19 protein-coding genes are annotated in these 23,682 nt (G+C 65.9%); 7 read left to right on the forward strand and 12 right to left on the reverse strand.

What is annotated here, in order from left to right; translation table 11 throughout:
• Window positions 1-10: 10 nt before the first annotated feature.
• The 7 genes from lspA to purE all read right to left on the reverse strand — a co-directional run bounded on the left by lspA (window position 11) and on the right by purE (window position 7,822).
• Window positions 11-532: a signal peptidase II gene (gene lspA, locus HUW43_RS03330; protein ID WP_188236084.1), complete on the reverse strand. Its 522-nt coding sequence runs from the start codon at window positions 530-532 to the stop codon at window positions 11-13.
• Window positions 529-3,486 (reverse strand): isoleucine--tRNA ligase, encoded by a 2,958-nt coding sequence (gene ileS / locus HUW43_RS03335; protein ID WP_188236085.1) that lies wholly within the window; start codon window positions 3,484-3,486, stop codon window positions 529-531. The genes lspA and ileS overlap by 4 nt, the downstream gene beginning before the upstream one ends.
• Window positions 3,487-3,624: 138 nt before the next feature.
• On the reverse strand, window positions 3,625-4,554 hold the full coding sequence (locus tag HUW43_RS03340) for a bifunctional riboflavin kinase/FAD synthetase (RefSeq protein WP_188236086.1): 930 nt from the start codon (window positions 4,552-4,554) through the stop codon (window positions 3,625-3,627).
• Complete coding sequence (locus HUW43_RS03345) at window positions 4,551-5,732, reverse strand: dipeptidase (protein WP_188236087.1); 1,182 nt, start codon at window positions 5,730-5,732, stop codon at window positions 4,551-4,553. The genes HUW43_RS03340 and HUW43_RS03345 overlap by 4 nt, the downstream gene beginning before the upstream one ends.
• A gap of 2 nt (window positions 5,733-5,734) precedes the next feature.
• On the reverse strand, window positions 5,735-6,226 hold the full coding sequence (locus HUW43_RS03350; protein ID WP_188236088.1) for a dihydrofolate reductase: 492 nt from the start codon (window positions 6,224-6,226) through the stop codon (window positions 5,735-5,737).
• Complete coding sequence (locus tag HUW43_RS03355; RefSeq protein ID WP_188236089.1) at window positions 6,223-7,308, reverse strand: 5-(carboxyamino)imidazole ribonucleotide synthase; 1,086 nt, start codon at window positions 7,306-7,308, stop codon at window positions 6,223-6,225. The genes HUW43_RS03350 and HUW43_RS03355 overlap by 4 nt, the downstream gene beginning before the upstream one ends.
• Before the next feature lie 4 nt (window positions 7,309-7,312).
• Window positions 7,313-7,822, reverse strand: a complete 510-nt coding sequence (gene purE, locus HUW43_RS03360) for a 5-(carboxyamino)imidazole ribonucleotide mutase (RefSeq protein WP_188236090.1) — start codon at window positions 7,820-7,822, stop codon at window positions 7,313-7,315.
• 157 nt (window positions 7,823-7,979) lie between these two features.
• Here purE and HUW43_RS03365 point away from each other — a divergent pair, with 157 nt between their 5' ends.
• The 5 genes from HUW43_RS03365 to HUW43_RS03385 all read left to right on the forward strand — a co-directional run bounded on the left by HUW43_RS03365 (window position 7,980) and on the right by HUW43_RS03385 (window position 12,743).
• Entirely contained in the window at window positions 7,980-8,675 is a 696-nt protein-coding gene (locus tag HUW43_RS03365) for a GGDEF domain-containing protein (RefSeq protein ID WP_223181247.1), read from the forward strand.
• Between the two features lie 52 nt (window positions 8,676-8,727).
• Window positions 8,728-9,057, forward strand: a complete 330-nt coding sequence (locus HUW43_RS03370) for a hypothetical protein (RefSeq protein WP_188236091.1) — start codon at window positions 8,728-8,730, stop codon at window positions 9,055-9,057.
• A gap of 45 nt (window positions 9,058-9,102) precedes the next feature.
• Window positions 9,103-9,657: a hypothetical protein gene (locus HUW43_RS03375; protein WP_223181248.1), complete on the forward strand. Its 555-nt coding sequence runs from the start codon at window positions 9,103-9,105 to the stop codon at window positions 9,655-9,657.
• A 113-nt stretch (window positions 9,658-9,770) separates the two neighbouring features.
• Entirely contained in the window at window positions 9,771-10,223 is a 453-nt protein-coding gene (locus HUW43_RS03380; protein WP_188236093.1) for a Dps family protein, read from the forward strand.
• 279 nt (window positions 10,224-10,502) lie between these two features.
• Window positions 10,503-12,743, forward strand: a complete 2,241-nt coding sequence (locus HUW43_RS03385) for a TonB-dependent receptor (protein WP_223181249.1) — start codon at window positions 10,503-10,505, stop codon at window positions 12,741-12,743.
• 60 nt (window positions 12,744-12,803) lie between these two features.
• Here HUW43_RS03385 and HUW43_RS03390 read toward each other — a convergent pair whose 3' ends face one another.
• Window positions 12,804-14,201, reverse strand: coding sequence for an isoprenylcysteine carboxylmethyltransferase family protein (locus tag HUW43_RS03390; RefSeq protein ID WP_223181250.1), 1,398 nt, complete (start codon window positions 14,199-14,201; stop codon window positions 12,804-12,806).
• Between the two features lie 239 nt (window positions 14,202-14,440).
• Between HUW43_RS03390 and HUW43_RS03395 the strand changes: the two genes are divergently transcribed.
• Window positions 14,441-15,649: a M23 family metallopeptidase gene (locus HUW43_RS03395; RefSeq protein WP_188236095.1), complete on the forward strand. Its 1,209-nt coding sequence runs from the start codon at window positions 14,441-14,443 to the stop codon at window positions 15,647-15,649.
• A 1-nt stretch (window position 15,650) separates the two neighbouring features.
• Window positions 15,651-16,046, forward strand: coding sequence for a polymer-forming cytoskeletal protein (locus HUW43_RS03400; RefSeq protein WP_120222320.1), 396 nt, complete (start codon window positions 15,651-15,653; stop codon window positions 16,044-16,046).
• 21 nt (window positions 16,047-16,067) lie between these two features.
• Here the strand turns inward: HUW43_RS03400 and HUW43_RS03405 are convergent, their stop codons facing one another.
• The 4 genes from HUW43_RS03405 to HUW43_RS03420 all read right to left on the reverse strand — a co-directional run bounded on the left by HUW43_RS03405 (window position 16,068) and on the right by HUW43_RS03420 (window position 23,557).
• Window positions 16,068-17,822, reverse strand: a complete 1,755-nt coding sequence (locus HUW43_RS03405) for a GGDEF domain-containing protein (protein ID WP_188236097.1) — start codon at window positions 17,820-17,822, stop codon at window positions 16,068-16,070.
• 241 nt (window positions 17,823-18,063) lie between these two features.
• Window positions 18,064-18,366 (reverse strand): hypothetical protein, encoded by a 303-nt coding sequence (locus HUW43_RS03410; RefSeq protein ID WP_120220910.1) that lies wholly within the window; start codon window positions 18,364-18,366, stop codon window positions 18,064-18,066.
• A gap of 26 nt (window positions 18,367-18,392) precedes the next feature.
• Window positions 18,393-21,272 carry a M16 family metallopeptidase gene (locus HUW43_RS03415; protein WP_188236098.1) on the reverse strand — a complete coding sequence of 960 codons (2,880 nt, stop codon included), beginning with the start codon at window positions 21,270-21,272 and terminating at the stop codon, window positions 18,393-18,395.
• Window positions 21,273-21,367: 95 nt separating this feature from the next.
• The gene (locus HUW43_RS03420; RefSeq protein ID WP_188236099.1) at window positions 21,368-23,557 is read right to left on the reverse strand and encodes an acylase; all 2,190 of its coding nucleotides are present in this window, start codon (window positions 23,555-23,557) and stop codon (window positions 21,368-21,370) included.
• Window positions 23,558-23,682 lie beyond the last annotated feature (125 nt).

Raw genomic sequence — 23,682 nt, forward strand, 5'->3', positions numbered from 1 at the left:
TGCGCCCCGTTTACTCGGCTGACGGTTTCGCGTCCGCTTGGCCCGCCTTTTCGCCCAAGAGCAGCGCGCGCGCAACCAGCAAAAGCACGCCGAGCGTGATGCACGCGTCGGCGACGTTGAAGATCATGAAGGGGCGGAAATCGCCGATATGCAGGTCGGCGAAGTCGACGACATAGCCAAAGCGCACGCGGTCGACGATATTGCCGATCGCGCCGCCGAGGATCATCGCGAGCGCGACGACGTCACCCTTCGCCTGTTCGCGCGTCATCCAGAAGGCGACCGCGGCGGCAACCAGCCCCGTCACCGCAACGAGCGTCCAGCGCGTCGTGTCGGTGCAGCTGGCGAACATCGACAGCGAAATGCCGCAATTTTCGGCCCAGCGCAGATCGAAGAAGCTGGTGATCTCGATGACCCCCTTGGGCTCGAGCGACAGCGGGACGGTGATGACCCATTTGGTCAGCTGATCGAGAAGGAAGGCGGCCGCGGCAAACATCAGGCCGAAGCGCAGGTGGGGGGAACGGGCGCTGCTCATCCCGCCCCCAATACCGTTTCGCAGCGATTGCACAAGGCGCCGTCGGCGGCGACTTCGGGCAGATGGCGCCAGCAGCGGCCGCATTTGTGGTTTTCGGTGGGTTTGATCGAGATACCCTCATGTCCCGGAACCCGATGGACGGCGCCCGAAATGAAGGTTTCTGCCAGATAGGCGGGGTCGAAATCGCGCAGGACGGTCTCAAGATCGCTCATCATGACCTCGGCTTCGAGGCTGGAGCGCACGACCTTTTCGCGACGTAGAGGCTCGATCGCTTCGGTGACCTTGCCACGCAGTTCGCGCAGTTCGCTATTCCGAAGAACGAGTTCCTTGTCATGCTCAAAGGACGGCAACACAGGCCATTCCAGCAGATGCACGCTGCCCGCTTGCGGATAGCGCGTGCCCCACACTTCTTCGCTGGTAAACACCAGCACCGGCGCCGCATAGCGCACCAGCGCGTGGAACAGCACATCGAGCAGGCTGCGGTATGCGCGGCGGGTTTCGGTGCCGATCGGCACGGCGGGGCCGATGTCGCAGTAGAGGACGTCCTTGCGGATGTCGAAATAGAAGGCCGACAGATCCTCGTTGCAGAAGTCCGAGAGCAAGCGCGTGTAGCTGTTGAAGTCGAAATCGTCGACTGCGCGCACCAGCTTGCCATCGAGGTCGGCGAGCAGGCTGAGCATATAGCGTTCGAGTTCGGGCATCGCCGCCACGTCGGTGATGCGCTCCGCCTCGGTAAAACCGTCGAGCGCGCCGAGCAGGTAGCGGAAGGTGTTGCGGAGCTTGCGATACTGGTCGGCGACGCCGGCAAGGATTTCCTTGCCGATGCGGTGGTCCTCGGTGAAGTCGACCGACAACGCCCACAGGCGGAGGATGTCGGCGCCATAATCGCGCATCAGGTCCATCGGGCTGATCGTGTTGCCCAAGGACTTGGACATTTTCAGGCCCTTGGCGTCCATCGTGAAGCCGTGCGTCAGCACCGCCTTGTACGGCGCCTGCCCGCGCGTGCCACAGGATTCCAGCAGCGACGACTGGAACCAGCCGCGATGCTGGTCGCTGCCCTCCAGATAGAGGTCGGCGCTGTGGGTGCCGCCGTCGTGACGGACGAGCGCGGGCCATTTGCCGCTTTCGAGCACGAAGGCGTGGGTGCAGCCCGAATCGAACCAGACGTCGAGAATGTCGGTGATGCGCTCATAATCGGCGGCGTTATATGCGTCGCCCAGATATTCCTGCGCGCGCGCGTCGTTCCACGCGTCGACGCCGCCCTCGCGGACGGCCGCGACGATGCGGTCGTTGACTTGCGGGTCGTTCAGATAATGGCCGGTCTTGCGGTCGACGAACAAAGTGATCGGCACGCCCCACGCGCGCTGGCGGCTCAGCACCCAGTCGGGGCGCCCCTCAACCATGCTGCCGATGCGGTTGCGGCCCTTGGCCGGGACGAAACGCGTGTTCTCGATCGCCTGCATCGCCGCCTGGCGCAGCGTCGGGGCGTCGCAAAGGCCTTCCTCGGCAGGGTTGATCGCGCCGCCTTCGCCTTCCCAGCGCTTTTCGCCGCGCGACTTGGGCTCGATATGGGTCATCACCTTGTCCATCGGCACGAACCATTGCGGCGTGCAGCGATAGATGACCTTCGCCTTTGAACGCCAGCTGTGCGGATAGCTGTGCGGATAATCGGCACTGGCGGCGAGCAGCGCGCCTGCTTCGCGAAGGTCGGTGCAGATCGGCCCGTCAGGGGCGTTGAACCTGGGGTTGATCACCGATCCCTGACCGCCCAGCCAGCCCCAGTCATCGCGATATTTGCCGTCGCTTGTCACCGCGAACACGGGGTCGATGCCGTTCGCCTTGCACAGGTCGAAATCATCCTCGCCATGATCGGGCGCCATATGGACAAGCCCGGTGCCGCTGTCGGTGGTCACGAAATCGCCCGCGAGGAAGGGGCGCGGCCGCGCAAAGAAGCCGCCGAGCGCGTGCATCGGGTGGCGGGCGATGGTCCCGGCGAGGTCGGAGCCTTTGAATTGCTTTTTTACAAGAAGCGATGCGCCAGTTCGCTTCTCAAATTCGTCGATCAAATCAACTGCGACAACGACATGACCTCGTTCACGAATTACCGCATCTTCAGGGATGTCATCCCCCGGAGCCAGCCAAACCGCTCTCCCCGTGATGTATCCGCACAGCGCATACTCAATCTCCGGCCCATAGGCCAAAGCCTGGTTCACCGGGATCGTCCACGGCGTCGTCGTCCAGATCACCGCATGCGCGCCGACCAGCTCGGCGATCGGGCTCTCGACAATCTCGAACGCCACGTCGATCTGGGTCGAGACGATATCCTCATATTCGATCTCGGCCTCGGCGAGCGCGGTCTTTTCGACCGGCGACCACATCACCGGCTTGGCACCGCGATAGAGCATATCGTTCGCGGCGAATTTGAGCAGCTCGCGCACGATGGTGGCTTCGGCCTCATAATCCATCGTGAGGTAAGGATGGTCCCAGTCGCCGCCGATGCCGAGGCGCTTCAGCTGTTCCCTTTGGGTGTCGACCCAATGCTGCGCATAGGCGCGGCATTCGGCGCGGAACTCCTCGACCGGAACCTCGTCCTTGTTCAGCTTTTTCTTGCGATATTGCTCCTCGACCTTCCACTCGATCGGCAGGCCGTGGCAGTCCCAGCCGGGGACATAGGGCGCGTCCTTGCCCCTCAGCGTCTGGGTGCGAACGACCATGTCCTTGAGGATATGGTTGAGCGCATGGCCGATGTGCATGTCGCCATTGGCATAGGGCGGGCCATCGTGGAGGATGAACTGCTCGCGGCCCTTGCGGCTTTCGCGAATCTGGCCCTCGATATTGCTCTCGGTCCATTTGGCGAGAATCAACGGCTCCTTCTGCGGCAGGCCGGCCTTCATCGGAAAGTCGGTCCTGGGCAGAAAGACGGTGTCGCGGTAGTCGGGTGCAGTGTCGCTCATGGCCGGGGCGCTTAGCGCAGAATTGCGCGGGCGCAAACCTTCGGATCACCCCCGATCCCGTTCGCATCGAGCGAAGTCGCAATGCCTGTCGTCGGGATTCGGCTGCAGGTGTTTCGACTTCGCCCGGCACGAACGGGTTTACAGGTCGCTCAACAACGCCTTCGCCGCGTCGCAATCCGCCGCAATCTGCGCCATCAGCGCGTCCATGTCGTCATACATGGCCTCGGGCCGGATAAAGGCGCGGAAGGCGACGTCGATTTCCTGTCCGTAAAGACTTTCCGCAAAGTCGAAGAAATGCGGTTCGAGCAACTCCTTCGGCGGATCGAAACTCGGGCGGATGCCGAGGTTCGCGGCGCCCTTCAGCACACGACCATCGGGAAGCTTTCCGGTGACGGCATAGATGCCGTAACGCGGACGAAGATAGGTGCCCATGTCGATGTTCGCGGTCGGAAAGCCCAGCAGGCGGCCGTTCTTGTCGCCATGCTGAACCACCCCGCGCACGGTAAAGGGACGCGTGAGAAGGCGCGCGGCGGTCGCGCAGTCGCCCGCCTGGAGCGCCTCGCGGATCCGGCTCGACGAAATCACCTCATCGGCGTCGTCGACGGGCGCGACCATTTCGGTGAAGAAGCCGAGGCGGCGCGCATGGTCGGCGAGCGTGACGACATTGCCGCCGCGCCCCTTGCCAAAGACGAAGTCAGCGCCAGTGACGACCCCCGCTGCACCATAGCGGTCGAGCAGCAGGTCGACGATGAAATCATCCGCGCTCGTCGCGGCGAGCGCCGCGTCAAAGGGCAGGACAAGCATCGCGTCGGCGCCCGCCGCGGCGAACAGCTCCTGCCTCTGGTCGAGCGTGGTGAGCCGAAAAGGCGGGACGTCGGGTTTGAAGAAGCGCACGGGATGCGGATCGAAAGTCGCGACGATTGCCGGGCGGCCTTCGTCCGTCGCATGGCGCACCGCACGGCCGACGACCGCCTGGTGCCCGGCGTGAAATCCGTCGAAATTGCCAAGCGCGATGACGCCGCCGCGCAGGGGCGCTTCGATGCGATGATGGCCGTCAAGGCGGATCATGGCACCGAAGGCGTCAGCGGAACGAGGCCCGCTTTCAACACACGCACCGCATTGCCGCCCATCGCGGCGCGAATTTCGTCGTCGCTGAACCCCGCGTCAATCAACGCCTGCGTCACCTGCGCGAGCTGCGCGGTGTCGAAGCGCACGGTGGTGGCGCCGTCATAATCGCTGCCGAGCGCGACATGCTCGATGCCGACGAGATCGCGGACATGCTTCATCGCGCGCGCGATGCTGGCGGGTGAGGTATCGCACACCGCCGCGTCCCAATATCCGATGCCGATCAGCCCGCCGGTCGCCGCCACTCCTTTGATCTGTTCATCGGACAGGTTGCGGTTGACCTTGCACGTCGCCTGGACGCCGCCGTGGCTGGAGACGACGGGACGGCGCGCCATTTTGAGGATGTCCGTGACGCACGCGGCCGAGCAATGCGCAATGTCGACGACCATGCCCTTTGCTTCCATCGCGCTGACGACCTGGCGCCCCAGCGGGGTAAGCCCGCCTTTTTTCAGGCCGTGCATCGAGCCTGCGAGATCATTGTCGAAAAAATGGGTCAGCCCCGCCATGCGGAAACCCGCGGCATACAGCCTGTCGAGGTTCGCGATGTCGCCTTTGAGATTGTGCAAACCCTCGATGCTCAGCATCGCGCCGGTCGTGCGCGACTTGCCGCGCCGCGCGGCGAGCAGCGCATCGACGTCGGCGGCGGTCGCGACGGGTTTCAGCGCACCATCAGAGGCCGCTGCCGCGCGGTGCAGCTTTTCGGCGTGCCACAGCGAGCGTTCGAGCAGCGAACCCCACGTCCGCACCGGCTGGAGCTGCGCGATCACGAGACCGGTGATATTGTCGCTGTCGGCGCCGTTCGCGTCGTAATTCTGCCCCTTCGGCGACTTGGTCGTGCTGGCAAGCACCTGCAGCGCGACATGGCCGTCCTGAAGCCGCGGCAGGTCCATATGCCCGCGCGTCGCGCGGTCGAGAATGTCGCGCTTCCACAGCAAGCTGTCGCTGTGCAGGTCGACGATCGTCAGCGTCCGGTGCAACGCCTGCGCGCGCGCCGACACCTGCGGCAGCGGCTTGCCGTCGATCCGATTGAGGTCGCGTTCGATCATCCCCGGCGCGAGCGTGAAAAAAGCGAGCGCGGCGAGTCCGACGAGGATCAAGAGGGCGATCAACCAGCGGCGCATCGCTATCTCCTTGTCAGCGTCACAAAGCTGTAGGCGGGCCGCCCGCCTTCGCCCGCGGGCTGGTCGGCGCGCGCGACCTCCCGCCACAGGGCGGGGTCGGGATAGTCGATCGCCGCGTCGCCCGCGGGTTCCAGTGCAACCTCGGTCAACTCGATCCGGTCGGCGAGCGGCAGGAACAGGCGATAGATTTCGGCGCCGCCGATCACCATCACATGCGGTGCATTGGCGAGCTTCAGCGCTTCCTCGACGCTTGCGGCGGGTTCGGCGCCCTCGTCCTGCCAATCGGGATCGCGCGTCAGGACGATGTGGCGGCGCCCTTCGAGCACCGCGGGCAGGCTGTCGAATGTCTTGCGCCCCATGATCATCGGGCGGCCCATGGTGAGCTGTTTGAACCGGCGGAGGTCGGCGGGCAGGTGCCAGGGCATCCGGCCGTTCGCGCCGATCACGCCATTGGCCGCGCGCGCGAGGATCAGCGTGATTTCGGGGCGGTTCATGCCGGTGTGGTTCCCGCCCCAAAGCCGACCCATGTGACATGGCCAAGCTTGCGGCCGTCGCGTACGTCCGCCTTGCCATAATGATGGACATGCGCCGCATCGTCGGCGAGCAGCTGCGGCACGCTTTCAATCGCGGCGCCGATCAGGTTGCGCATCGTGACGGGCAGAAGGGCCGTGTCGGTGCTGCCGAGCGGCAGGCCGGCGACGGCGCGGACATGATTTTCGAACTGGCTCGTCACCGCGCCTTCGATCGTCCAGTGGCCGCTGTTGTGAACGCGCGGCGCCATTTCGTTGAATATCGGGCCATCGTCGGTGGCGAAAAACTCGCCGGTAAGCACGCCGACATAGTCGAGCTCGGCCGCGATCGCCGCCATCAACGCGCGCGCTTCCCCCTGTTGATCCAGCACATCGCGCGGCGGCGGCAGGCTGGAACTTGCAAGAATGCCGTTCGCATGGACGTTGACCGGGCTGTCCCAGAAGCGGACCTCGCCGTCGATCCCGCGCACGAGGATCACCGAAAACTCGTGCGCGAAGGTTACAAAGCCTTCGAGCACGGCCGCATGGCGGCCGATCGCATCCCATGCGGCATCGGCGTCGGCGGCGGTGGCGAGGCGCGCCTGCCCCTTGCCGTCATAGCCCATGCGCACGGTTTTCAGGATCGCGGGAACGCCGATTTCGGCCAGCGCCGTGTCCAGCGCCGCGCGGTCGGGCACCGCGGCAAAGGGCGCGGGGTGACCGCCCAGCCGCGCGACGAAACGCTTTTCGGCAAGGCGATCCTGCGCGATTTCCAGCGCCGCGGCACCGGGGCGCACCGCGACATGCCCCGACAGAAAGCGCACGGTGTCGACGGGGACATTTTCAAACTCGAGCGTGACGACGTCGCACGCCGCGGCAAAGGCGGCGAGGCGCGGTTCGTCATCCCACGCCGCGCGGCTATGCGCTGCCGCGACATCGGCGGCGACGCTTTCGGCGTCGGGGGCATAGATGTGGACGCGGTAGCCGAGCTGCGCCGCGGCAACGGCCAGCATCCGGCCGAGCTGACCGCCGCCCAGGATGCCGATCGTCGAGCCGGGAGACAGCAAGCGGTCAGCCCTCGCGAACGGGCGTTGGCGCGACGTCCGCGGTCTGCGCGTCGCGCCAGGCGTCGAGCCTGTCCGCGAGCGCGGCATCCGCGTTCGCGAGCAGCGCAGCGGCGAAAAGCCCGGCGTTGGTTGCGCCCGCCTTGCCGATCGCAAAGGTCGCGACAGGGATGCCGCCGGGCATCTGGACGATCGAATAAAGGCTGTCGACGCCCGACAGCGCCGACGACTGGACGGGGACGCCGAGGACCGGCACGCGCGTCATCGCCGCGACCATGCCGGGCAGGTGCGCGGCGCCGCCCGCACCCGCGATGATGGCTTTCAGCCCGCGCGCCGCCGCGCCCTTCGCATAGGCGACGAGGCGGTCGGGGGTTCGGTGCGCGGAGACAATCTGGACCTCGTGGGCGATCCCCAATTCTTCAAGGATCTGGACCGCATGCGCCATGGTCGGCCAGTCCGACTGGCTGCCCATGATGACGCCCACGCTCACCTCGGCCTGCGGCGCACTGTCGCCCATCCCGATCCCTCCTTGTGCGGGCGGCCGGTCCATCGGTGAATCGCCGCCGCCCTCCCCCTAGCGGCAAGGTTGCGCGCGGGCAACGCCGCCCGTTTCGCAAATCCCTGCTGCCGCGTTTACCGATTGGTATCAAGTCGCGGCTAGGGTTACCGTCATCATGTTCGTCGACATCCCGTCGGCGGACGTCAAGGCACGCCGGGGACAAGGCATGGACAGCGTAGGGGGGGCACGGATCGCGGTTGACCAGTTTACCGCCGTTTCCGTCGACTCCATCGAGGATCAGCTGCGCGAACTGCGCCGGGAACGCGACGCGCTGCGTCGCGAGAATCGCGTGCTCAAGATCGCGGTCGCCGAACTGGAACGCGTGTCCGAACGCGACACGCTGACCCCCCTGTTCAACCGCCGCTATTTCCTGACCGCAATCCATCATCGCATGGCGCGTTTCGAACGCCACGCCGAACGTGCCGCGGTGGTGTTCGTCGACGTCAACCAGCTCAAATATATCAACGACAATTTCGGTCACGCCGCAGGCGATTTCGCGCTGATGGAAATCGCAAAGCGCCTCGCCGCCTCGATCCGCGCAACCGACGTCGCGGCACGCATCGGCGGTGACGAGTTCGGCCTTATTCTCGACCAGTCGACCGAGGAAGGCGCGCGCGCCCAGGTCGAACGGCTGCGCAGCGTGCTCGCCGCAACGCCCGCGCATTATGACGGGCATGACATCGCGCTGTCGGCCTGTTTCGGTGTCGCCATGCTGCAAATGGGCATGACCGAATCCGACATATTGGCCGCCGCCGACCGCGACATGTACAAGAGCAAGCAACGGCAGGGCGCCCCTGCGGGTCACCGCTAACGCGACCTTAACCAAAAGCGCGCATCGTCATGCCCGAAGCAGGGGGTGGACGATGCAGACCCAGACCGACGCATATATCGACATCCAGAACCGCATCACCGGACAGATCGGCGCGCTGGCCGAAGCCTTGCCGCATTGCGCGCTCGCGCAGATCGTGCAGGGGATCGACGACATTCGCTGCCTCGCGCGCGACCATGGCTTTGCCGCGGTCGAAACGCTGGCAAGCCGGCTCGAATCGGCGGTCGCAGGGGGCGGCTACCGCGCCGCGATCCTGACCTATCTCGACGCGATGAGCGACGCGGTGCAGGCGCCGCGCGGGCCGATGCCCGCCGCGATGCATGAAGCCTGGCTCGCGTCGGTCGCAACGCGGCTCGGCCATTGACGCCGGACGGCTGACACCGCACATCCCGCCGTCATGGACGCAATCATGTTCGCGCTGGTGGCGGTGCTGCTCGCCAATACCGACGGGCGCAGCGGAACAGCGCTCGGACAGCTCCTCATCGCGAGATCCGATCGGCGCGTCACCGTCGGCATTACCTTCGCCGCCTTCCTCGTCAACGCGATCGTCGCGGCGTTCGCGGGATCGATCGCCAACCGGATGATCGGACCCGGCATTGCGGCGCTGTTCGTCGCGCTGGCGCTGCTTTCGGCCGCCGTCGCGCTTGTGTGGCGGACGACAGCCAAGGGCGCCGGGCAGCTCGTCGAAGCTTCGGCGACCGAACTTGCTATACTGATGCTCATGCGGCAGTTCGGCGACCGCAGCCATTTCCTGATCGGCGCGCTCGCGGCGACAAGCGGGGCGGGGCAATGGGCCGCGGCGGGCGGGCTCGTTGGCTGGACGCTTTCGATGCTCCCCTTCCTTGCCTTCGGGCCTGCGCTCGCCGAGCAGCGCGCCGCGCGGCTGCTCCGCTGGGCGGCGGCGGCGGTCCTGGCCCTGTGGGGAATCCGCACGGCGCTCGGCGCGTTCGGATTGATCGGATAGAGTCGCGATGGCTTCATCCTTGATCGCTTTTGTCGATCAAGCTCAGCCAAAGCGTCGATGGGAAAAATTGTCCGCCGTTCCTATATCGCATGGGTAACAGAAAGGATTCTCCCATGTCCGACAAGAACACTCCCGCCGTCGCCGATGCGCTCAACGCGCTGCTCGCCGACAGCTTTGCACTCTATCTCAAGACGAAAAATTATCACTGGCACGTCCAGGGGCCGCGCTTTCGCGAGTTGCACCTGCTGTTCGACGAACAGGCGGCACAGATTTTCGCGACGACCGACCTCATTGCCGAGCGTGTGCGCAAGAATGGCGCCGCGACGCTGCGGTCGATCGGCGACATCAGCCGTCGCGCGTCGATCCGCGACGATGATGCCGTCGGTGTGGATGCCGACGCGATGATCCGCAATCTTGCCGAGGACAACAAGCTGCTGCTCGCCCAGCTCAAGGACGTGAAAAAGGCCGCGGAGGCCGATGGCGACATTGCGACGAGCGGACTGGTCGACGGCTGGGCCGACGAGACGCAGCAGCGCATCTGGTTTCTGGAAGCGACGCTGGGATAGCGACGCGCGCCCCTGATGGCCGGTCGGGCCAGCTGCTCCTGCTTGCGGCAAAGCCATCGGGAGGCGGCGGCGCGAAGCGCCGACCGCGTCGCCATGGTGCCGACATGGTTGCCCCGAAAGTGCAGCAATTGCGCAACACTGCTGACACGAACGTCAGCGGCGCGGCGCTTGATCGTTGACCCTGCGCCCCGCGCGCGGCAACGGCGACGGATATTTTCTACCCGCCAGCTTTGCTTTCACAAAGGACCGGTCATGCGCCATCTTCCTTCCGCCCTTGCCATGAGCTTCGCCCTCGCCGCCGGCGCGGCCACCCCCGCCGCCGCGCAGGAGGCTTCGGCCATCCCCGCCGCCGAAGCCGATAGCGGCCTTGGCGACATCGTCGTCACCGCGCAGCGCCGCGAGGAAAGCCTGCAGGACGTCCCCGTGTCCGTCAGCGTGCTGTCGGGCGACACGCTCGGCGCGATCACATCGACGGGTTCCGACATCCGCGCGCTCGCCGGCCGCGTCCCCAGCCTCAATATCGAAAGCTCCTATGGCCGCTCCTTTCCCCGCTTCTATATCCGCGGGCTCGGCAACACCGACTTCGACCTTAACGCGTCGCAGCCGGTCAGCCTTGTTTATGACGAGGTCGTGCTCGAAAACCCGATCCTCAAGGGCTTTCCGATCTTCGACCTCGACCGCGTCGAGGTGCTGCGCGGACCGCAGGGCACGCTCTTCGGCCGCAACACGCCCGCGGGCATCGTCAAGTTCGACACGGTGAAGCCCGGCAAGACCGGCGGCTATGCGCGCGTCAGCTATGGCCGCTATGGCACCAGCCAGGTTGAAGTGGCGGCGGGCGCCGCCGACGACAATGGCTTTTCGGTGCGCCTGTCGGGCCTTTATCAGCATCGCGACAATTGGGTCGACAATATCGCGACCACGAAGAAGGACGATCTCGGCGGCTATGACGACATCGCCGCGCGGCTTCAGCTGCAATATGAAAACGGTCCCTTCACCGGCCGCGTGACGGGACAGGTCCGCGTCTTCGACGGCTCGGCGATCATCTTTCGCGCCAATACGCAGCTGCCCGGCAGCAACAGCCTGGTCGGCCTCGGCGGCGCGGGCACCGAATTCGAGCGCGACAAGGTGTGGCAGGACGCGATCAACTTCCAGAAGCTCAACACCTATAATGCCGCGCTCAATCTCGAATATGATTTCGGCGCGGTGACCGCTTATTCGATCACGTCCTACTGGAACGGCAATTTCAAGAGCCGCGGCGACATCGACGGCGGCTTCGGCGCGGTTTTCCTTCCCGTATCGGGGCCGGGGCTCATCCCCTTTGCGGCGCAGAGCCAGGACAATGTCCCCAGCCTCGACCAGTTTACGCAGGAAATCCGCGTCGCCTCGAACAACAGCGGCGGGCTCGGTTACCAGTTCGGCGTCTTTTATTTCGATGAAGGGCTCGACATCACCAGCTTCGATTTCGGTGGCCCGACCGATGCGACGCCCGCGGCGATCGCGGTGCAGCGGCAGGACAGCGAAGCCTATGGCATCTTCGGGTCGGTCAATTATGCGTTCGAGGGCGGGCTGACGCTTCAGGCCGGTGCGCGCTACAACCACGACCGCCGCGACTTCGTCGCCGCGCGCCCGGTCGAAACGCGCCCCGATTTCGTCGTCAACCCGAACACGCCGGTTCCGCCGCAGGCGGCGCGCGTCAAGGGCAAGCTGCTGACGTGGGACGCCAGCGCGACCTGGGAAGCGTCGGACGCCGTCACCTTCTACGCCCGCGTCGCGCGCGGCTATCGCGCGCCGTCGGTGCAGGGCCGCCTCACCTTCTCGCGCGTGATTTCGACCGCCGATCAGGAAGAAACGATGTCCTATGAAGCGGGGATCAAGACCGCATTCCTGGACGACCGCGTGCGCTTCAACCTCACCGGCTATTATTTCGATACCAAGGATCTTCAACTGACCGCGGTGGGCGGCACGGCGAATGTCGCCAGCCTGCTCAACGTCGACGCCAAGGGCCATGGGATCGAAGCCGAGTTGCAGGCGGCGCCCGCGCGCGGACTGACCTTCAGCGTCGGCGGCGCGTGGAACGTCGCCGAAATCGACGACGCCAATGCCTTTGTCGCGGGCTGCGGCTCGGCGACGCCATGCACCGTGCTCGACCCGCAGCGTCCGGGGAGCCCTGGCATCTTCTCGATCGACGGCAACCAGCTGCCGCAGTCGCCGAAGTGGACGCTCAACGCGACCGCGGGCTATGAAATCCCCGTCGGCGACGGCGCCATCTATGCCTTCACCGACTGGTATTACCGCTCGAAGGTGCAGTTCTTCCTCTATCGCTCGGTCGAGTTTTCGGACGACAAGATGGTCGAGGGCGGGCTGCGCGTCGGATACCGCACCGACCGCTTCGACGTCGCGGCCTTCGTGCGCAACATCACCAATGATGAATCGCCGACCGGCGGCATCGATTTAAATAACCTCACCAGCTATGTCAACGAACCCCGCATCTGGGGCGTCGAGGCGGGCGTGAAGTTCTGACCATAAGGCTCCTCCCCGTGTCCGCCGGGCATGGGGAGCGAGTGCTTGCCGGAACGGGATCTAGGCCACCGGCCCCACGCGCGGGTCGGGTTCCAGCCGGATCAGCGGGCGCGCCCGACCGGTCAGTTTCGCGACGAGGCGCGGCACCGGCGCGTTCGCCTGCGCCCAGTTCCAGTAGGCGACATAGGCCGGATCGCCGAGCAGATGCTTTTCCTCGGTCTTGGCGCGCCAGTAATAGATGCCGCTGACAAGACCCAGCAGCAGGACATTGCGCGCCGCCTCGGCCCAGCCGCCCGCAGTGACGAGGAAGGGCAGCGAACCGATCCACCAGGTCAGATTCTTCGCCACATAAGCGGGATGGCGGGTGAAGGCATAGGGGCCGTGGGTGATGATCCCGCGGTGCGTCAGGTTGGAAAAGCGGATGCCGAACGCCATCGTCGCCCAGCTGTAAACCCCGGTGAGCAGCACCAGCACAACCGCCCAGACGATCAGCAGGCCGTCGTGGCCCGCAAGCCAATGCCCCCAGTCGGCGCCATGGACCTGATAATCGAGCGGCCCGCCGCTCATCAGGATGAAGGGGGGGTAGCAGACCAGCGCCGCGACCCACGCCATGCCATAGGGGTTGGCGGTGCGGATATGCGCGTCGAGCGGCTTCAAGGTCAGGATATAGCCGACCGTCGCGATATGGACGTCGACCAGATAAAGCAGGTTGATCGCCCAGATGCCAGTCAGATAGGGGTTTGCCAGCACCTCCGACATCGGCACGGTGACGAGCGCCGAAAAATTGCCCGGCACGATCGACAGCATGAAGGCGGTGAAAAATCCCTTCACCGCCCAGGCGCGCAGATGATGGCCGATCGCATCGCCGTCGACGGGCTGACCGGGCGCGATCAGCCAGCGTCCGAATTGCCAGCAACCGTCGCGCGGTTCGACCATGCGGCGGTCGAGCCACAATATATAGGGCACCGAGGCGAGCAGCAGCCAGGGCGCGACACTTTCGAGCAGTTTCATCGAAAAGGCGTAATTGCCCTCCCAATAATAGCGCATCGTCGCATAAACGAGCGCGATCAGCCCCCAGGTCGCCCAGAGTCCGGCGAGCTTGGTCAGGCTGATGTCGAGCGTGTCGCGCCACGGGCGCCGCAATGCCCAGTCGATCCCCGTCGACGGATTGCGATGCACCTTGTCGACGAACAGCGACCACAGCACCATCGGCACGCCGCAGGCAAGCACGCTGGCGACGGCCGAATTGGGTCCGCTCATCGGCCCGCGCATTCCCCAGTCGATCCCCAGAAAGCGGGCGATGTCGGGCGCGAAACGCGCGAGCAAAAGATAGGCGAGAAGCCCCGCCAGTCCGACAAGGCCGACCCCCGCGCTGACCGCCGAACGCGGCCGCGCAGGCGTCGGCACGACGGAATCGCTGGCCGATTCGGCCGCGCTGATCGGAACGGATTCGGCCATGATATTCACCGCTTATCCTTAGCCAAAATTGGTAAGCAAGCCGTCAATGAAGACCGCCGATTCGCCGGCCATGACCCGTCAGATCGGCAGCGTTCCGGCGTGTTGACACCGTTCACCGCACGTTGGTTTCGATTCACCCCGACTCCGCGCGCAAAGATTCGCCTGGGCCCGTGCGCCCTGTTAATGCGCGCAACAATCGGGGCGGAGGGCTCCAAGAACAAACAAGATGGGGTCGCCACTTGTCGTCGAAACCAACGGGCCTGCGCGATTTGCGCCAGCGCGTCTCTGCGCTGTTCCAGGACCATGAAATCTTCGTTCGCACGCACGGCCACGTCCGCTTTCTGCGTGTCAGCGCCCTCTGGCAGAAACGCGTCGCGCTGATCGCCGGGCTGGTGCTGCTCGCCTGGGCGGGCGCAACGCTGGCCGTGCTCGTCAACCAGCTGCTCACCGCCGACGAACGCGCCGCGGTCGCAGCGCAAAAGGCCGCCGCCGCCGCGTCCGAAGCGCGCATCGCCAAATATCGCGACCGCGTCGCCGAAACCGCCGCCGACCTTGAGGAGCGGCAGGCGCTGCTCGAAAGCGTCGCCGAAACCCACTTCGGCATTGATCCGGCGGACATGCCCGCCGCCGCCCGAAAGGCGGATGCGCCGGGAGCCGCGCCGGCCGAACCCGTCAAGACGAGCGCGATCGACCCCGATCTGCCTCCCGAAGCGCAAGTGCTGGCGCGCGTTGCGGCACGACAGGAAGCCTTTGCCGCGCGCTTGCTCGACGCCGTCAGGGGGCGCGTCGCCAAGGCCGAAACCGCCGTCGCTGCCCTGGGGCTCAACCCCGATGCGCTGGTGCGCAACGCCGCGGCGGGACGGGGCGGTCCCTTCATCCCCTTTCGCGGTCGCAAGGGTCAGGCGAAGGCGCTGGGGGCGAGCTTCGCCGCGCTCGATGGCGCGCTGTTCCGTATGGAAGTGCTCGAACGCACACTTGTCGCGGTGCCGTCGGGCAATCCCGCCAACGTGCTGATGATGTCGTCGGGCTTCGGCTATCGTCGCGACCCGTTTACCGGCGCGGGCGCGATGCACGCGGGCGTCGATTTCCGCGGCCCCATCGGCACGCCCATCCTCGCCGCCGCTCCCGGCCGCGTCAGCTTTGTCGGCGTCAAGTCGGGTTATGGCAACGTCGTCGAGGTCGATCATGGCCAGGGCATCATGACGCGCTATGCCCACCTGTCGGGATTCACGACCAGGGTAGGGACCAAGGTTGCCGCGGGGCAACAGATCGCCAAGATGGGCTCGACCGGCCGCTCGACCGGCAGCCACCTGCATTTCGAAGTCCGTTTGAACGGCGTCGCGGTCAACCCGCGCCGCTTCCTGGAGGCCAAAGCCGATGTTCTCGAAGTCAAAAACGACGCCCGACAGCGAGTCGGCTCCGTCGCTGCCGCCCATGGCGACCGCTAAGATGGCGACCGGCGCGCGCCATACCACCTTTTCGATCCTGGGTTCGGACGTCGTCGTCACCGGCAATGTGTCTGCCAGCGTCGACCTGCACGTCGACGGCAAGATCGAGGGCGACCTCAAATGCGCCAATCTGGTGCAGGGCGAGGCGAGCGAGATCAAGGGCGCGGTGACCGCCGAGACGGCAAAGATCGCGGGCCTGCTCGATGGGTCGATCGAGGCCAAGACGCTGATCGTTCACGCGACCGCGCGGATCACCGGCGACGTGACCTATGAAACGATCACCATTGAAAATGGCGGCAAGGTCGACGGCAAGCTGTCGCACCGCCGCCACGGCGCGATGGCGACCAAGGCGCCGCCGCCGCTCGAGGTTGTCGAAAACAAGAGCGCATCGCTCTAAAACAGTCCCGCGCGGCGCCCGCTATTTCAACAGGGCCGTTTCCCTGTCGGTCGCGCGCGGCGGTCCGTCGCGGTGCCGCTGGACGACAACCTTGTTCCGGCCACCGCGCTTCGCATCGTAGAGCGCTTCGTCGGCGATCCGATAAAGCTGCTTGAAGTCGCACGCCGGGCGCACCTCGGCGACGCCGATGCTGGCGGTCACCGGCCGGTCGCCGACGGTGGCGCGATGGTCGCAGTTGGCGAGGCCGCGCCGGACGCTTTCGGCAAAGCGGCCGAGGACGATGCCCTCCATGCCGATGGTCAGCAAGCCGAACTCCTCTCCGCCCAGCCGCGCGACCGTGCACATCGGCCCTTCCCAGCGTTCGATCCGCTGGCCGATGGTGCACAGCACCGCGTCCCCCGCCTCGTGACCATGGATATCGTTGATCGACTTGAATCGGTCGATATCGACAAGGAGCAGCGCCGCAGGCAGATTATCGAGGCGCGCGCGGTCAAGAAGCGGGGTCACGCTGTCGATGAAACCGCGACGGTTCGGCAGGCCAGTGAGCGGGTCGCGGCGCGCGAGCGCCTGCGCCCGCGCCTCGGCATCGCGGGCATGATCGCGCTCGATGCGAAGCTGCGCAAGACGGCGTGTGGCGGCAGCGGCGAGCCAGAGCGCCTGCCAGGTCGCGGCGACCAGCATGACCAGTTGCGATCCGCCGCCCCAGAAATCCCTGTCGACGTCGACGATGTGGACGAACGCCAGCACCGCCATGGGAAGCCCCCATGCCGCCAGAAAGTCGCGGGCCTCGACCGAGCCGCGACGCCATGCCAGCGCCAGATAGATCGCAACGAGGATCAGGTCGGCGAGGATCGCCAGCCCCAGTATGTCGGCAAACAGGCCAAGATCGCCGCTGCGCATCAGGGCGAGCGGGATGCCCGCCATGCCGATGCCGACGCCAAGGGACAAGGCCGCAACCCGCAATCCCCGGACGGCCCGCCCGCGCTCGACCGCCGTGACCGCGCTCGCGGTCGCAACCGCGATCGCAAAGCAGGCGAGGAAGGTACAGCTTTGCGCCGTCGCCGTCCCGGCCATCGCCGGAACGATCGCCAGATGCGCCTGCGACCAGAGCGCGCCCCACATCAGCATCGCCGCCGACCACGCCGCCTGCCAGGCAAGATATTGGCGGCGCACCGCAACCGCGAGCGACAGGCTGTATATGCCGCTCACCAGCAGCAGCGTCAGTGCAGCGCCGATCGCCGCGGCCATGCCGGCCGCCTGCACCCCCGCCTCGTCCGCCGCGAGGATGCGCGCGCGGACGAGGCGATGCGCCGCAAGGCCGTCAAAGCGCATCGTCACGGCAGTCACCGCGACGCCGCGAATCGGCGCCTCGAACAAAATCTGGCCGCCCGCGCGCCAGTGCGACCCGAAATCGCCGCTGCGCACCCGCTGCCAGCGCGTCGCGCCGTCGGCATAAGAGAAGCCGACCGCCAGCCGGTCAAAGCGCGAATTGTGCAGCATCAGCGCCAGTCCGTCCTGAACCGGCCGCGCATCAAGCGTGGTGCGCAGCCACAGGCTGCGCCCCTGATAGTCTTGAGGCGCCCCGCGGCAGGCAAAGCGCAGGCGGTGCAGCGCATCGTCGCTGAGCGCCGTGTCGGTCACCGCGTGGCACAGATCGCGCTCGACGTCGAGCGCACGAGCCTGCGCCGACGACATGGGCGCCGCGAGCAGCATGAGCCCAAGCCAGACCACGAGCCGGCCGCAGAGCGTCGCGAGAAGGGCGCGTCCCCCGATCATCGCCGCGCTATCGCATAAAATCCTTGGAAAATCTTTACCATGGTGCCGCGAGTTTGACGCATCGCCGTGGTGGCGAACGTCCGATGACACTCGACGGGATCGCCAAACCCAGCCGTTCGGGAAAAGAGCGAGGCCGCCAGCCCGGCGCCGCCGACCAGCGCGTCGCTCGCCCTTCCCAGGCGCTGCACAAAAAAAGGGCCGCCCGGCGGGGCGGCCCTTTCCCTGATTGGTCGCGTACCGATCAGCCCTGGCGTGTGCCGGTCATCGCCATGGACCCGAAGGCGCCGGCCTTGATCGTGCCGGTCAGCGTGTCGCCGTCGATCGTCGCCTCGCATTCGAGCGTCATCGGCATCGGCACTTTCATGTTCATGGTCCAGGTCAGCTTGTTGCCGTCGACCTTGCCATTTTCGACATCCAGCGACCCCATGGCGCCGGCATTCTGGCCGGTGAAGCTGTCGCCGTCGCTCTTGACGGTGAAGACCGATTTCTGGTCGCCCATCGGCGACTTGGTAACGCAATCATAGCTGCCATCGACTTGGGACATTGCGGCTCTCCTTACTGAAACTGATGTTAGTTAGCGGGAGACACCGTTTCCACGGGCAGACCCAATCCGTCAAGCTGCGGTTTCACCACCGCGGCATCGCCGACGACGACATAGATCAGATCGTCGGTGCTGAGCGCCGCCCGCGCCGCGGCATCGACCGCTTCGGGCGTCATCGCTTCATAGGTCGCGGGCAGCTTTTCGTAATAATCGTCGGGGCGATCGAATTTGGCGATCGCGCGCAGTCCGCCGAGCACGTCGTTCGACGTCTCGAAACTGCCGGGCAGTTCGCGGACGCTGCCGTTCACCGTGCGCTGCAACTCCTCCGCCGTGACGCCCTTGTCGCCCAGAAACGCCTTGAGGTCGCTTTGCAGCTCCCTGATCGAATCGCCGGTGCGGTCGGCTTGCACCGGCGCGGTGGCGATCCAGCTCACCCGATCCTTTTCCCCCGTCACCTGCGTGCGCACGCCATAGGACCACCCCTTCGTCTCGCGCAGGTTCATGTTGAAGCGCGACAGGAAATCGCCACCGAAAATATCATTGGCGGCGCGCAGCACTTCCAGTTCGTCGCCGCCTTTGACGTCGAGCACCTTGCCCGCGACGATCACCGATTGCGGCGCCTTGGGCCGGTCGACGAGCAGGATGCGCGGCTGCGGCGCGGGCACCGCAATCTCGAAATGTTTGCTCGGTTTCGGCGCCGCCGGCGCCTTCCAATCGCCGAATGCCCGGTCGAGCTGTTTCGTCACTTCGGCGAGCGTGGTATCGCCGACGACGAAGATGCGGGCGTTGTCGGGACGAATCCACGCCGAATGGAATGCCGCAAGCTGGTCGCGCGTCGCTTCGGCCACGGCCTTTTCCGTGCCCAGGCCCGACGGCGGGATGCCATAGGGATGGTCCGCACCATAAAGGGCGGGTTTCAGCACCCGCTGCGCAATCGCGCGCGGTTCGTTGAGTTCGGCCTTCAGCCGGTTGAGCTGCTGTGCACGCACGCGCTCCAGCTCCTTCGCGTCGAACGCCGGGTTGCGCACATAATCGGCGAGCAGCGCGAGCGACGCACTGAGATTCGGCTTGAGCGCGAACAGGCCGAGCACGGTTTCGTCGGCATCGGCATAGCCATAGGTTTGCGCGCCGAGCCGTTCCTTGGCTTCGGCAAAGGCGATCGAATCGAGGCTCGTCGTGCCCTCGTCCATCAGGCTGAGCATCAGCGACTGGGTGCCGAGCGCGCTGCGCGGGTCAGCGGCATAGCCGGCGTCGAAGCTGACCTGGACATTGACGGTCGGCACCGCGCTGCGCCGCGCAAAGACGACCTCGATGCCATTTTTGAGCTTGGCGCGTTCGATATCGGGGAAGTCGAGCGCCTTCAGGCCCGAAACGTCCGGGAACTTCGAGCGGTCGGCAATCGAGCTTGCGCCGTCAAACCCGGTGTCGGGACCGACATCGCCCAGCGCGGGGTTCCAGTATCGGTCGGGCTGGACCGCGACCGCATCCTTCGCCGCGACGACGGCGCCGCCGCGATTCTCGCCGCCCTCGGTGCGCTCGCCGGGCGTGTAGGTCAACGAAAAGGCCGGGCGCGACAGCCATTTGCGCGCGGCGTCGCGCACCTGTTCGGGTGTTGCCCTGGCGAGCCGGTCGAGCTCGACCTTGTAATAGGCGGGATCGTTCGAATAGAGCGCGCCTTCGGCGAGCGTCACCGCCTTGCCGCCGAAACCGCCAACCGATTCGAGCTGCGAGATCGCGCCGCCCAGATAGCTGGCCGTGGCGCGCTGCAATTCGTCGGCAGTCGGCCCGCTTGCCAGGAAAGCGGCGATTTCCTCGTCGAGCCTTTTTGCGACATGCGCCGGATCGACCCCCGGCTTGACGTCGGCCTGGACCAGAATGATGCCCGCGTCCTCGAACGGCGAGGCGCCCGCCGAGACGCTGACCGCAATCGGGTCCTTGCGCACCAGCGCATTGTCGAGACGCGACGACGACAACCCGCCGAGCACCGTCATCGCCATCTGGAGCGGCACCGCCTCGGCGTCGTTCAGCCCCGGCATCGTCCACATGCGATAGAGGCGCGTCGTCGGGATCATGTCCTTGACCTCTTTCGCGAGCGGCGCCGGAAGCGTCGGCACCGAGACCGCGGGGGCCTTGACGTCGGGACCGCGCGGAATGTCGCCGAACCATTTTCCGACCTTCGCTTTCGCGGTCGCCAGGTCGATGTCGCCTGCCAGCACCAGCACCGCGTTGTTCGGGCCATAATTGTCGGTGAACCATTTTTTCACATCATCGAGGCTCGCCGCATCGAGGTCGGCCATCGAGCCGATCGTGCTGTGGTGATAGGGGTGCCCCTTGGGAAAGAGATTCTCGAAAATCTCGTAGCGCAGCAGGCCATAGGGATTATTGTCGCCCTGTCTTTTCTCATTCTGGACGACGCCGCGCTGGTTATCGAGCTTTTCCTGCGTCACCGCGCCGAGCAGATGCCCCATGCGGTCGCTTTCAAGGAAAAGCGCCAGGTCGAGCGCGCCGGTTGGCACCGTTTCGAAATAATTGGTGCGGTCGAGGAAGGTCGTGCCGTTGAAATCGGTCGCGCCGACCTGCCGCAGCGGTTCAAAGAAATCGTCGGGGGCATTTTCGGACCCGTTGAACATCAGATGTTCGAACAGGTGCGCAAAGCCCGTCTTGCCCTTGGGTTCGTGCTTCGATCCGACCCGATACCAGACCGACACCGCAACGACCGGCGCCTTGCGATCCTCGTGCACGATCACACGCAGCCCATTGTCGAGCGTGAACGCTTCATACGGGATGTCGACCGCCTTGACGAGATCGGCGGTCGGCGCCGGCGCGGCGGCCTTCGCCAACACAGGCGCGGCGGCGACGAGCGACGTCGACAAGGCCAAGGCGACAGCGAAACGGTGAAAACGGGCCATGAAAATCCCCTGGGTCAAGGCGCAGGCGGGCGCCTGCTCGAAACGGGGTGCCGGACGGCACTGTATCAATGGTCTAGGACAGCGCCGCGCGGCTTTCAAGGGCGATAGAATCGCGCCCCACTGGCCCTCAGCGCCGCCGGGTCGAAGTGCACGGGCTTCAGCCGGTGGCGCACGAACAGCGGCGCCTGGTCGTTGTAATGCGGGCTGTCGGGTCGCGTCGTCGCCGCCCCGAAGGGCTGGATCGACTCGGAACGCACGCGGCCGTCACGGTCCCACGTCACGAACAGGATGAAGCTGTCGCCGTGGCGCACTTTGAGCCGCCCGTCGGGCTCCTCGTCCCACAGGGTCGATGCGCGCACCGTGTCGTTGCCGCCGTCGAGCGGCAGGTCGACGCGGTTCGCCCCCTCGCCGTGGCGGAGGCGGAGCACGGTGCCCAGCCTTGGGTCGAGCCCGCCGAAATGGTCCTGTAGATGCGCGACGGTTTCGCTCAGCACCTGGCGCGGGTCGGGCGGTTCACGGCGTTGATAATGACGGCCGTTCGCCGGGCGCAGCACCATCAACGCGAGCGCGTCGCCCTTGCCTTTTCCGTCGAGATTCCAGTCCCATTGGCGCAGCAGCGCCTGCGCCCGCGCGAGCGCGGGATCGCCCGTGGTATCGAGCGCGAGCAGCCGGTCCATCCACGCCTTGGCATAGCCCGTTCGCGCATAGGCGGTGTCATATTTGATCGCCTTCAGCCGCGCTTCGTCGATCCGGCCGGGCGCCTCGAACAACTCGATCAGCCGCACCGCGCGGTTGGTCATGTCGTCCTCGATCCCCAGCAGCGGCGAAAAAGCCGCGGCATCAAGCTCGTCGCCCGGTCCCGCCGCGACCCACGGCGTGTTGTTCGCGTTGATCACATAGCCCGAACGCGGATTGACAAGCGCGGGCACACGGTCGAACGGCAAGGTCTTGCTCCACAGCGCCGCCGACGTGTCGCCCGGCAGCACGCCGCGCCAGTCGAACCCCGCGGGCCGGTCGGGGAACATTGCATTATAGAAAAGGCCGATATTCCCCTTGGCATCGGCATAAATGAAATTGGTCGCGGGAACGCCCTGCCCCGCCATCGCCGCGCGCCATTCGGCAAAGGATTCCGCCTTGTTCAGCCGGTAATATTGGGTGACCATCGCCGCCTGGTCCTGCCCCGCATAGCGGATCGCAAAGGCGCCCTTGTCATTCAGGACAACCGGCCCGTGCACCGACCGATAGATGGTGCGCGGCACGGGCAGGACAAAGGGGCCGACCTTGATCTTCAGCCAGATGCGCTTTTCCTCGAGCGCGCGCCATTGGCCGTCGAAGCGGTATTGGTCGCCATTTTCGTCGAGCACGAGCTTGTAGACGTCGATCAGGTCGGGCCGGTTCACCGTGTTGGTCCAGCCCAGATGCTTATTGTGGCCGAGGAAGGGATAGGGCGAGCCGGGAAAGGTCGCCCCGGCGAAATCCCAGCCTTCGCCCGAATGAACGACCAGCTCGTACCAGGCAACGCCGCCGGTCCACGGCTGGTGCGAATTGGAGACGAGCCGCGTCGCGCCGTCGGCCGAGCGCGCAGGCGCGACCGCCATGCCGTTCGATCCATTGTCCGCCGGGTCGCGGCCGACCGGCGTCAAACGATCGGTCGGGTCGCGGCCGACGGGCGTCAGCTCGCGCGGGACGAGCTTGCCGGTGGCGTCGAGCGCAGGACCGCCTTCGCGGCCGATCGGCTTGCCTTCGACGAGCGACCCCAGCACCGAATCGAGCCCGAAGAAAAAGGGCGAGCGAAGGACGAAACCCGCGACGACATCTTCGCCCGTCACCGGGAACAGCCCCGACAAGCGCAGCTCGTCGGGGTGCTTGTCGGCATAATGGTTGAGCCCCGCGGCATAGGCGGTGAACAGCGCGCGCACGTCGGCGGGCAGGCGCGGCCAGTCGCGCTTTGCCGTTGCGCGCACGTCGAGCAGCGCCGCGGCATAATCGACCTTAGCGCCTTCCTGCCCCAGCATCGCCCCGGCGCGCCCGCGCGTCATCGCCAGCACTTCCTGCAAGGTTGAAAAATCATCCTCGGCGTGGGCATAAGCCACGCCATAGGCGACGTCGGCGTCGGTCTTGCCAAAGATGTGCGGAACGCCGAACTCGTCGCGCGCGATGCTGACGTCGGTCGGCTTGAAGGCGGGCGCCGCGGGCGCTTCTGCCGTCAACGGTTCCCAGATGGCCAGCGAGGCGGCGATCAACGCCAACAGCAACAGAAATCCCAGAAAAATCCGGCGCAACATCGCTGGTCCTCTTCGCTTCGGCTCCCGCGCATCTGTGGCGACCATGTCGTTGGATGGCAAGCCGCTGTCGTTCGTCGAGCCGCATTTGCCGACGCGCGGGACGCGATTATTCAGGAGACAGGTCA

The organism is Sphingopyxis sp. LK2115 (genome assembly GCF_014595975.1).
Taxonomy (GTDB): Bacteria; Pseudomonadota; Alphaproteobacteria; order Sphingomonadales; family Sphingomonadaceae; genus Sphingopyxis.